Below are 13,037 nucleotides of genomic sequence, written 5' to 3'. Positions count from 1 at the left end.
AGAGTTTGTATTTAAGGAGGAGTACTTATGAGTGATTTGAAGAAACAAAACATAAAAGATATGTACCGGCTCACTCCTATGCAGCAAGGGATATTGTACCACTATATGATGGATAAAAATTCAGACGCCTACTTTGAGCAGATATCACTTTCTATAAAAGGCATCCTGGACATTGATTGTGTTGAAAAGAGCGTTAATATCATTATTGAAAAGTATGACGCTTTGAGAACAATTTTTTTGTATGAAAATGTAGCCAAGCCCTTACAAGTAGTCATGAAGGAAAGAAAGCTGTCTGTCAGCTATGAGGATATTACCTCCCTTGCCGAAGAACTAAGGGATAGGTATATAGAAGAATACAGGGTTAAAGACAGAAAAAAGGGCTTTGACTTATCAAGGGATATTTTAACAAGATTAAGTGTAATTAAAACAGGCTACCAATCTTATAACATGGTATGGAGCTTTCATCACATCATTATTGATGGGTGGAGTCTCGCAAATATATTTAGAGAATTTATGGAAAACTATGAAGCCCTGATGAATAGCCGGGAGCCGGAGTCAGGAAAGGTATATCCTTACAGCCGCTATATCAAATGGTTGGAAGGCAGAAATCAGAACGAGGCCGCAGATTACTGGGAAACCTATCTTAAAGGTTACGAGCATCAGACAGTCCTTCCCCAAAACGGCAGGTCTGCAAGTGATGATTTCAGGATTGAAGAAACGGAGTTTAAAATATCTGAACAAATAACTAGCGATCTTGAGAAGTTTGCAGCCAAAAACAATACAACCATGAGTACCATTATAAAGACCATATGGGGGATATTATTACAGCGGTATAACAATACCGATGATGTGGTGTTTGGTGAGGTGGTATCGGGAAGGCCTCATGAAATACAGGGAATTGAGAGCATGGTGGGTTTATTTATAAATACCGTTGCAGTAAGGGTGAGTTGTGATGAGGATAAAACTTTTACCGAACTGATCAAAGAGATGCAGCAATCGGTGCTTGAATCTGACCGGTACAGTTTCTATCCTCTGGCGGATGTGCAGTCAAAAACATGCTTGAAAGATGCCTTGATACATCATGTCATGGCTTTTGAAAATTACCCTATGGATGAAGCGGTTAATGCTTCATCCAGTAATGGCATTTTAAATGTAGTTGGAATGGAAATATTCGAGCAGACGAATTATGATTTTGGGATACTCGTTGATGGCGGTAAGGAATTATCTATTAAATTCAGTTACAACTCACTGGTATATGATGGTAATTTCATAGAAAAAATCAAGGGACATTTTCAGTCGGTAATAGAAATTGTAACCGATAATCCCGATATGCATATTAGGAATATTGATATACTCACCGAAGTGGAAAAGAAAGAAATAGTACACTGCTTCAATAATACAACGGAGGAATACCACAGGGAAAAGACCATTCACCAACTATTTGAGGAACAAGCGGTGAAGACACCTGACAATGCGGCAGTGGTGTTTGAGGGTAAGCAGCTAACCTATAGGGAACTCAATGAGAAGTCAAATCAGCTTGCAAGAGTGTTGAGGGATAAGGGAGTTAAACCAGACAGCATAGTGGGTATTATGGTAGAACGCTCACTGGAGATGGTCATAGGTATATTTGGCATACTTAAAGCCGGAGGGGCATATATGCCTATAGATCCTGACTACCCTAAGGCAAGACTCGAATATTTACTCGAGGACAGCGAGATAGGGGTGCTGATTTCCCAAAAGCAATTCCTGGAGAAAGTGGAGTTTTACGGGAAGTATATAGACATAGAAGATGAAAGCCTTTATGCCGGAAACCCTATGAACCTGGAAGTGGTATGTTCACCGCAAAATTTGGCATATATCATTTATACATCTGGGTCTACAGGAAAACCTAAAGGGGTTATGGTAGAACATAAAGGGGTAGCAAATCTGGAGGCGTTTTTCAAGACCCGCTTAAATGTAAGTGAAAGCGATAGGATTATTCAATTTGCATCAATTTCATTCGACGCTGCAGTTTGGGAAATATTTATGGGACTATTGGCAGGAGCAACACTATATATATCTTCAAGCGATATTATCAATGACTATCGAAGATTTGAAGAATACCTAAATGAAAATGAGATAACTATTGCTACTTTACCACCTCCGTATCTGGCAAATCTGGACCCGGAAAAAGTAACTTCCTTAAAGAAGGTAATTGCAGCAGGTTCGGCTTCCACTCCCGAACTTTTAAAGAAATGGAGCAACAGGATTTCATATATAAATGCTTATGGACCTACTGAGACAACCGTATGTGCAACGGTATGGAAAGCAGATGATTGTGAGACGGCCGATAAGTCGGTACCTATTGGTAAACCTATTACCAATACCCGGGTGTTTATAGTTGATGAAAACAATAATCTTAAGCCCATAGGTGTTGAGGGTGAACTCTGTGTTTCCGGGGCAGGATTGGCGAGAGGATACTTGAAAAAACCGGAACTTACCAGGGAAAAGTTTGTACCGAACCCATTTATGCCTGGAGAACTGATGTATAAAACAGGAGATCTTGCAAAGTGGCTTCCTGACGGGAATATTGCATTTGCCGGCAGAAAAGACCACCAGGTTAAAATAAGAGGGTATAGAATCGAGCTTGAGGAAATAGAAGCAGCCCTTTTGAAGCATGCTGATATAAATGAGGCGGTGGTCATTGACCGGGAGGATTCAAGTGTAGGCAGGTATCTTTGCGCTTATATAGTGTCTGACCGAGAAGTGACAGTGACCGAAATAAGGGAGCTTATATCTAAAGAGCTGCCCGATTATATGATTCCATCCTATTTTATGAGGATAGCAAAAGTACCGTTAACCATAAATGGAAAATTGGACAGAAAGGCGCTGCCGCTGCCTGATGGAAGAATAAATACAGGAACAGAGTATGCAGCGCCTTCAGGTGAAGTGGAGGAAAGGCTTGCGCTGCTGTGGCAGGACATCCTTGGAATAGAGAAGGTAGGAAGAAATGATAACTTCTTTATGCTCGGAGGACACTCGTTAAAGGCAACAAGCCTTGTAGCAAGAATTCACAAAGAGTTCAATGTAGACATACCTCTTAAGGAAATATTCAAGACACCAACCATCTTAGAAATTGCCAGCTACATTGAAGACTCAAAGGAGAGCCTATATCAGTCCATTCAACGTGCTGGGGATATGGAATATTATCCCATGTCATCCGCCCAGAAAAGACTATATATATTAAACCAGCTTGAAGGAGCTGGAATCGCCTACAATATACCTGGCATAATATTGCTGGAAGGTACTGTTGATAAAGCACGTTTTGAGCAGGCTTTTCATAGTCTGATAGAAAGGCATGAGAGCTTTCGAACCTCCTTCCATATGATCGAGGAAGAGCTGTCTCAGAAAGTCCATGACAAGGCGGACCTAAGTATCATGTACCTGGAAACCAGTGAAGAGAAGGTTCCCGAAATAGTGGAGAAATTCATAAGGCCCTTTGACCTTGGAAAGGCTCCACTATTAAGAGTTGGACTTGTAAAGATTGGAGAAGCCAGACATATTATGGTGTTTGACATGCATCATATCATATCGGATGGAGTGTCCAACGACATACTGGTAAGAGAGTTTATAAGCTTATATGAAGGGAAAATACTTCCTCCACTGCGTATACAGTACAAGGACTACTCAGTTTGGCAGAGGGAATTGTTTGCAGGAGCTGCCATAAGTAAGCAGGAGGAATTCTGGCTCCAGACCTTTCAGGGAGAGATCCCTGTGCTGGATTTATCCACCGACTACCCAAGACCCGCAGTACAAAGCTTTGAAGGAGACTACATCAGCTTTGAAGCTGATAGCGAGCTTGCGGTTAGACTTAACAAGCTTGGATCAGACAATGGAGCTACATTATATATGACGCTTCTTGCTGCATACAATGTGCTGTTATCTAGATACACTGGACAGGAAGATATTATTGTGGGAAGTCCTATAGCTGGAAGGCCTCATGCTGACCTTCAAGACATCATAGGTATGTTTGTAAACACTCTGGCCATGAGAAACCACCCGCAAGGAGAAAAGACTTTTATTGAATTCTTGAAAGAAGTTAAAGAAAATGCTTTGAAAGCATACGACAATCAGGACTATCAGTTTGAAGAATTAGTGGATAAGCTGGACATAAGGAGGGATATGAGCAGGAATCCCCTCTTTGATACCATGTTTGCCATATACAATGTTGGAAAAGCAGAGCTCATAACGTCTGATCTAAGCTTCAAGCCGTACAACAAAGGGATAGAAGGCAGAATATCAAAATTTTACATCACCTTAAATGCATTTGAGACTGAGGATGGTATAGCCTTTGAACTCGAATACTGTACAAGACTGTTTAAGAAAGAAACAGTTGAAAGACTTGGGGCTCATTACATCAATTTGCTGGAAGAAATTGCAGCATACCCCGAAAAAAGGCTTTATGAAATCGAAATGTTATCACAGGAAGAAAAACAGCAAGTATTATACAGCTTTAACGATACTGCTCTCGAATATCCCCTGGATAAAACCATACACCAAATGTTTGAGGAGCAAGTGAAAAAGACTCCTGATCATATTGCAGTGGTTTTTGAAGGTAAACAATTAACCTACCGAGAACTGAATCAAAAGGCAAACCAATTGGCCAGGGCATTAAGAGAAAAGGGAGTAAAGCCTGATGATATTGTAGGCATAATGGTGGACCGCTCGCCTGAAATGGTTATAGGTATAATGTCAGTAATCAAGGCTGGGGGGGCGTACCTTCCTGTAGATCCTAATTATCCATTGGAAAGAAAAAGGTATATGATGGAGGACAGCAAGGCCAAAATTTTACTCACCCAAAATCATCTTATGGATCGTGATGATTTCGATGGTGAGATTATTGATTTATCTGATTATGATTATAATTTTATAAACGATGTGAATATAAAATGTATAAATAAGCCTGGTGATACAGCGTACATCATCTATACCTCTGGCTCAACGGGAAACCCTAAAGGTGTTTGCATTGATAATAAGAGTGTATTAAACCTGGTAGAGGGTCTGTTCCAGAGAATATATAGCAAATATGAATCACCGTTGAATGTTTGCCTCATTGCCCCTTATGTTTTTGATGCTTCGGTGCAGCAGATTTTCGCAGCACTGCTAATGGGGCATGCATTGTACATTGTACCGGAGGAAGCAAGGAAAGACGGTAAAAAGCTGCTGGACTTCTATAGTGAAAATAGGATTGATATTTCGGATGGAACGCCCATACACGTAAATATGATGTTAAATTCTCCTCCTATAGATAATAACCTAAAAGTGAGACATTTTATTATAGGCGGAGATGCTCTTCCATTTGATGCAGTAAAAGACTTCCTAAGCAGATTTGAGGATGTGCAACCTTGCATCACAAATGTTTATGGTCCTACCGAATGCTGTGTGGATTCTACGGAATATTTGATTACTGCGGCGGGGCTTAGTAGATTGGATAATATCCCCATAGGCCGTCCTTTGCCAAACACCAGAGCATGCATACTTGGTAAGAAATTAGAAGTAAATCCTATAGGTATCGCTGGGGAATTATATATATCTGGGGATGGTCTTGCCAAAGGCTATTTAAACAAGACGGGGCTTACTGCAGAAAGATTTGTATCTAACCCGTTTATAAAGGGAGAAAGAATGTATCGTACTGGGGACTTGGCAAGATGGCTGCCTGACGGGAATATAGAATTTTTAGGCAGGATGGACCACCAGGTAAAGATAAGGGGATTTAGAATAGAACTTGGAGAAATAGAGGCTCAGCTATTAAGACATGCTTCAATAAAAGAAGCTGTGGTTATTGTAAAGGAAGACCAACAGAAGAACAAGGATCTGTGTGCATATTTCGTTGGGGAAAATGAACTGACAATAACTGAACTAAGGGAATGCCTTTCAAAAGAATTGCCCGAGTATATGATCCCGGCATACTTCATGCAGCTGGATGAAATGCCTTTGACAGCCAATGGTAAGATAGACCGGAAGAACTTGCCCCACCCTGCTGCTCATTTAAATACTGGAGTAGAGTATGAAGCACCTTCAGGTGAAGTGGAAGAGAAGCTTGTACAATTGTGGCAGGATATCCTGGGGGTTGAGAAAATAGGGAGAAATGATAATTTCTTTGTGCTTGGGGGGCACTCATTAAAAGCAATAAACTTTGCAGCCAAAATTCACAAAGAGTTCAATGTAAATATATCTCTTAAGGAGATATTCAAGCTGCCGACAATTGCAGAAATTGCCAAGTACATCCAGGAAGCCCAAGAGAGTATTTATCAATCTATCCAGCCCACTGGAGAAATGGAATACTATCCTATGTCGTCTTCCCAAAGAAGGCTGTATATATTAAATCAGCTTGAAGGAGCAAGGGTGGCATACAATATGCCAGAGTTTATGTTGTTAGAAGGCAGTATTGATATAGAACGTTTTGAGAAAGCCTTAGATCAGCTGGTAAAAAGGCATGAGGCTTTCCGGACCTCCTTCCATATGGTAGATGGTGAACCGGTGCAGAAGGTCCATGATGAGGTGGAATTTAGTATCATGTACATGGAAACCGGCGAAGAAAAAGCCTCAGAAGCAGCAAATGAATTCATAAGGCCATTTGACCTTGGCAAGGCTCCTTTACTAAGAGCAGGGCTCGTAAAAATTAGAGAAGACAGGCATGTCATGATGCTTGATAAACACCATATCATATCTGACGGGGTGTCGGATGAAATACTGGTAAGAGAATTCATAAGCTTGTATGAAGGAATGAATCTTCCAGCACTTCAGATTCAGTACAAGGACTATTCCGTATGGCAGAATAAATTGTTTGCTGACGGCACAATCAGTAAACAAGAAGAATACTGGCTCCAGGCATTTAGGGGAGAAATACCAGTACTTGATATGCCGGTAGACTACCCAAGGCCGGCTATACAGAGTTTTGAAGGCGATATGGTCAGTTTTGAAACAGGCCGGGAACTTGCACATAAACTGAACAAGCTTGCCGTGGATCATGGAGCAACACTGTATATGGTGCTTCTAGCTTCATACAATGTGCTTCTTTTCAAATACACCGGACAGGAAGATGTCGTAATTGGAAGCCCTATAGCAGGAAGGCCACATACAGATTTGCAGGACATCATAGGCATGTTTGTCAATACCCTAGCTATGAGGAATTACCCTCAAGGTAAAAAGAATTTCAGCGAGTTTTTGATGGTAGTAAAAGAAAATGCTCTAAGGGCTTATGAAAACCAGGATTACCCATTTGAGGAACTTGTGGAGAAGCTTAGCATTAAGCGGGATTTGAGCAGAAATCCGCTGTTTGATACTATGTTTGTCTTGCAAAATAAAGAGGCATCAGAATTTAAGATGAATGGGCTAAGGTTCATGCCCTATGATAATGAGTTCAGGGCGTCCAAATTTGATTTGACCCTAAACGCCCAAGAGACCCAGAATAATATTGTATTTGGGTTAAAGTATGCTACTCGTCTGTTTAAGAAAGAGACAATAGAAAAACTTGGGGTCCATTTCATCAATGTACTGGAAGAGATCACAGCTTACCCCGAAAAGATGCTGTCCGAAATAAATATACTATCTCAGGATGAAAAACAGCAAATACTAAATAGTTTTAATGATACAAAGGCAGAATACCCTAGGGATAAGACTCTACATGAGCTGTTCCAAGACCAAGTGGAAAGGACACCTGATAATGTAGCTGTAGTGTTTGAGGACAAGCAATTAACCTACAGGCAGCTCAATGAAAAGGCAAATCAGCTTGCCAGAGCACTAAGAAGTAATGGTGTAAAGCAAAACAGCATAGTTGGAATAATGGTAGAAAGATCCGTAGATATGCAGGTTGGAATACTGGGAATTTTAAAAGCAGGAGGTGTCTATTTACCAATTTCAACCAAACTTCCTGAACTAAGAATAAAAAAATTACTGGAAGATAGTAATGCAACTATGCTGTTGACGCAATCACATTTAGCGGATAAAGCAGAGTTTTACGGTAATATATTACTGCTTGATTCCCCTGAAATATACATTGGAAGTGCTGAAAACCTTGATAAAATAAATAAACCAGAGGACTTAGCTTATATCATTTATACATCGGGATCTACTGGAGTTCCGAAGGGTTCAATGATAGAGCATCGAAGTGTAGTTAACTTGGTTTATGGACTAAGAAAGCTTGTCTATGAAAATTATGATAATTATTTAAATGTTGCCCTTGTGTCCCCTTACTTTTTTGACGCATCTGTAAAACAAATATTTGCGGCTTCTCTCCTTGGCCATACGCTGTTTATAGTTCCTGAGGATACAAGGCTAGATGGTGAGGGCCTTCTAAAGTACTATAACAGGAATTCAATTGCTGTTTCAGACGGAACACCAGCACATATAAAGCTTTTAACAGATACTGCCAGGCCTGGCGAAAGTCTTTCAGTTATGCAGTTTATTATCGGAGGGGAAGAACTTTCATGTAAAGGTATACAAGGTTTCTATGATCGGTTTAAAGATAATAACCCTACTATAACAAACGTTTATGGTCCAACAGAATGCTGCGTAGATTCAACTTATTACCATTTAAGCCGTGAGAAGGTGAGAAATCTAACAAGTATACCTATAGGTATGCCATTGCAGAATTATAAGATATATATACTTAATGAAGACATGAATATCTTACCGGTTAATACAACTGGTGAAATATATATATCTGGAGATGGGCTGGCAAAAGGCTATTTGAACAAACTTGAATTGACTACGGAAAAATTTGTAGCTAATCCTTTCAGCTCTGGAGAAAGAATGTATCGTACCGGTGATCTTGGAAGGTGGCTTCCTGACGGAAACATCGAATTTATAGGCAGAGTAGACCATCAGGTAAAGATTAGGGGCTTTAGGATAGAGCTTGGGGAAATAGAAGTGCAGCTATTAAAGCATCCTTCAATAAAAGAAGCTGCGGTAATTGCAAAGACAGACCAGGAGGGCAACAAGTATTTGTGTGCTTATATAGCAGGGGAAAGTGAATCTACAATATCAGATTTAAGGGCGCTTCTCTTAAAAGAACTTCCCGATTACATGATACCACAATACTTTGTTCAGCTGGAAAAGCTGCCTTTGACAGCCAATGGCAAAATAGATCGGAATAATTTACCCCAAAATGACGGTACTTTAGCTACATCAGTAGAGTATGTAGAGCCTTGCGGTGAAGTTGAGGAGAAGCTTGCACTGCTGTGGCATGATGCCCTTGGAGTACAAAAAATTGGTGTGAATGATAACTTCTTTGAACTGGGAGGATACTCACTGAAGGCAATATCCCTTATAAGCAGAATTTATGAACAGTTAAATGTTGAGGTACCACTAAAAGACTTTTATATGGCCCCAACCATAAAGGAAATTGCCCGTTTTATTCACAATACGTACGCCAATGATTATATTACACCAAGTCCGGCAATTCATTTTAATTCAGCAATGGAGAGTCTTATGTTTGCATTCCCTCCAGGAGGAGGAAATGGAATAGCTTATGGTAGTTTATCAAAACAAATGAATGCTTATTCCATATATTCCTTTGACTTTATAGAAAATGAGAGCAGGATGGAGGAGTATGTGAAGGCAATTACTTCTGTCAAACCCGAGGGCCCATATATTCTATTTGGTTACTCGGCAGGAGGTAATCTGGCATTTGAAGTTGCTAAAGTATTAATTGAAACTGGACATCATGTATCCGATATAATCTTTCTGGATTCGGCTAAATCATTTGTCCTTATTGAGGAAGAAAGCGAAGATGCTAAGAAACTTGCTGAGCAACAGGATAAAGAATTTATAGAAGAAAATGAGAAACTTATAAAAGGCATGTTTGGAGATAACCAGGCAGTTATTGAAAAGGCCATTGAAAGAATGAGAAATTATCATAAATACACTAGAAGTGTTATAAACTCGGGACAGATAAACTCCAATATCCATCTTATTATATCACAGCAGCAAGACAATGAAGGTGAAGCTGATTTATGTGAAGGATGGAGAGAGGCAACAACGGGAGAGTTCAAAGTATATAACGGATTTGGCAGTCATTTTGATATGTTAAGTACAGGATATATAGATAAAAATGCGGCTATTATTAAAGAAATATTGGAAGAGATCAACCAATAGTTCAGATATAAGGGGTAGATATAATGGATAAGATTAAATTGTTTTGTCTGCCGTATGCAGGAGGTTCTGCAGCAGTATATAAATATTGGGAACAATACTTGCATGATAGGATTGAGCTTTTCCCGATTGAGCTTGCGGGAAGAGGCAGCAGGATTGGTGAACCGTTTTACGGAAGTGTTGAGGAAGCGCTTGAAGATATACACCGTATTATCATAAGCAACCTTGAAGAACAACCTTATGCGTTGTTTGGCCACAGTATGGGCAGTGTACTTGTATATGAACTTGCCTATAGAATAAAGGAGCTCGGACATCCATATCCTGTCCATATGTTTATTTCCGGCAGATATCCTCCGGGTTTTGTAAGTAAGAAGAAGGTACTCTATGATTTGCCGGATAAGGAGTTTGTGGATGAGGTATTTAAGCTGGGAGGCACGCCCAAAGAGGTTCTGAAAAGCAATGAATTAATGGAGTTGTTTTTACCGATACTCAGAGAGGATTTTAGAATTACTGACACATACAGGCACATTGAAAAAAACGCTAAGCTTGACTGCGATATAAGTGTATTGTGGGGAAAAAGAGAAAAGGGAGCCACTATTTTTGACGTTGCAAAATGGCATGATTATACGTCCAAAAGTTGTAAAATTCATATGTTTGACGGGGATCATTTTTTTATACACGATTACAAAAAGGATGTAGCAGCAATAATAAATAGTAGTCTCATCGACTTTGCAGACAATGGTATGTGAAGACTGAAGTTTATTTAAAATTTAATATGAAATCAAGAGGCTAAGTTTTTAGGTTGACTTTAATGACCTGTAGACTTAGCCTCTTTCCAGTCTAATCAAAAATTTCAAGAAAGTAGAACCTACGTCCTATTGGAATTATTTTCATGTTTCTGTATTACGACGAAAGCAGCGCTCCATTCCTATACGCTATCCCAACGGTACATGCTTAAAGACACATCGGTGAAAATCCTGGAAATTGCGCCGCCAGGGGTTCAAACGTATTTCAATAACGATCCGAGCTCTATGCTACTAGCATCATTCATTGATGAAACGATGAAGGTACTTGGTACGGATGCGGACGAGGTTCTAGTGGAAGAAGCGAAAGTATTTCGAAACAACCCGGGCCCGAACGAAGGTATTTTTGTGAACCAGTTAAACAATATGATGTTTGAGCCGCCAAAGGGTCATTAATCCGTTTAATACTTAGCGTATATTTTCGTTAATTATCTCAACTCGCTTTTAGAAAATCCTTGATTATCAAGGGCGTGTACATCGAAGACATGTAAACAACGTATTCGCCTTGACAATGAGCCTCGCGGCATCGGAGTCTAAACACGTGCGCCGATGCCCATAGGACACGGTTTACCTAGGGCTTGCTGAACGAATCAAAACTCCAACAGGCACAAGGGTTTAGGGCCTCTTATGTCGAAGGAAAACGGGGCAGCCCCGTGAAAAACCGTGCACTTGGAGGCGTCAGGATTGTATCAGCGAACCGAGAACCAGATGAACCTGCCCGTCGACTTTTTTCTGCCGTTCGGCGGAAAGCTCGCAGAAGATAACCGCTGGGTGCTGCTGGCCCAGATGATTCCGTGGTGGATGCTCGAAGAGAAGTATGCGAAAAACTTCAAGAAAAGCCTCAAGGGCCAAAAAGCCGTTTCGATCCGTATCGCGCTCGGCGCACTCATCATCCTGGAGCGGCTTGGCACCGATGATCGGGAGACACTTCGTCAGATTCTGGAGAACCCGTATCTGCAGTACTTCCTCGGTCTGCCGGAATATCGGTACCGCCGTCCGTTTCATCATTCTCTCATGACGCATTTCCGCAAGCGATTGGGTGGCGAAATTCTGGATGAAGTGAATGAATGGATCGCTCTGGAAGAAGCGCGCAAGTGTCGGATGATTCATCGGACGACGATGAACCTGGCAGCGGAACTGACGCAGCGTCCGGTAAGCCTTCAGAAACGCAGCCACAGCAGATGGAACTGACGAACGAGGGCGAACTGCTGCTGGACGCTACCTGCGCGCCGGCGGATATCGCCTACCCGACGGATTTGTCGTTACTGAATCAGGCCAGAGAAAAGCTGGAGAAGATCATCGACATCCTGCACGAACCGGAACGTGGAAAGACCCGCAAGCCCAGAACATACCGAGAGCGTGCCCGCAAAGCCTATCTGGCGGTTGCCAAGCAGCGGCGCGTGAAGCCGCGCGCGATACGAAAAGCGATCGGCAAGCAGCTCAGGTTCGTTTCCCGTGATCTGCGCATGATCGCCGAACTCGCCGATATGACGAGCGGCCTGCCGCGGCGTTTGTACAAGGAACTGCTGGTCATTCAAGAGCTTTATCGTCAGCAGCAAACGATGTATGACAAGCGGACACACAGCATATCGGATCGGATTGTCAGTATCGCACAGCCACATGTCAGACCGATCGTGCGCGGCAAAGCCAGGGCAAACGTCGAGTTCGGAGAGAAGCTGGCGATTAGCGTGGTGAACGGCTACGCTTTCCGCGAGCATCTGTTGTGGGATAGCTACAACGAAGGGCAGACATTGCAGGACGCCGTAGAGCGTTACCGCGCCAGATTTGGTTATTATCCCAAAGCGGTGCTGGCCGACCAGATCTATCGAACCCGCGACAACTTGCGCTTCTGCAAAGAGGGAATTCGCTTAAGCGGACCGCAGTTGGGTCGTATTAATAATGGTTTCGCATTTTCAATAACCTTAGATATAGTCGAGCTATTTCATAACTACACTCACCTAAAATCACTTTGCGATGATTCGCTGCTCTCATCAGTTGGAGTAACTACAGACAATCTCTTTGTATTAGCAAAGTTAACATCAATTAAAGACTTTATGAGATTATTAATAAATTTACGCCGACCAATCGGAATTATTGGTT

At 41.5% G+C, this 13,037-nt stretch carries 3 protein-coding genes and 1 pseudogene; all 4 read left to right on the top strand.

The features are described 5' to 3' along the window. Nucleotides 1-27 precede the first annotated feature (27 nt). Nucleotides 28-10,137 carry a non-ribosomal peptide synthetase gene (locus tag MHB46_RS01355; RefSeq protein WP_341161355.1) on the top strand — a complete coding sequence of 3,370 codons (10,110 nt, stop codon included), beginning with the start codon at nucleotides 28-30 and terminating at the stop codon, nucleotides 10,135-10,137. 23 nt (nucleotides 10,138-10,160) lie between these two features. After that, entirely contained in the window at nucleotides 10,161-10,883 is a 723-nt protein-coding gene (locus tag MHB46_RS01350; protein ID WP_023988771.1) for a thioesterase II family protein, read from the top strand. Between the two features lie 129 nt (nucleotides 10,884-11,012). Next, nucleotides 11,013-11,333, top strand: a complete 321-nt coding sequence (locus MHB46_RS01345; protein WP_023988770.1) for a short-chain dehydrogenase — start codon at nucleotides 11,013-11,015, stop codon at nucleotides 11,331-11,333. A gap of 288 nt (nucleotides 11,334-11,621) precedes the next feature. Continuing rightward, nucleotides 11,622-12,829, top strand: a pseudogene (locus MHB46_RS01340) (IS5 family transposase); the annotation flags it as partial. Nucleotides 12,830-13,037: the final 208 nt, after the last annotated feature.

Origin of the sequence: Paenibacillus sp. FSL H7-0703, from assembly GCF_038003485.1 — a bacterium.
Lineage (GTDB): Bacteria > Bacillota > Bacilli > Paenibacillales > Paenibacillaceae > Paenibacillus > Paenibacillus polymyxa_B.
This window is presented reverse-complemented; position numbering and strand designations above follow the sequence as displayed.

Bases quoted from the DNA above. Each gene is read 5' to 3' on its own strand.
- MHB46_RS01355 (WP_341161355.1), top strand. From the start codon at position 28: ATGAGTGATTTGAAGAAACAAAACATAAAAGATATGTACCGGCTCACT.
- MHB46_RS01350 (WP_023988771.1), top strand. From the start codon at position 10,161: ATGGATAAGATTAAATTGTTTTGTCTGCCGTATGCAGGAGGTTCTGCA.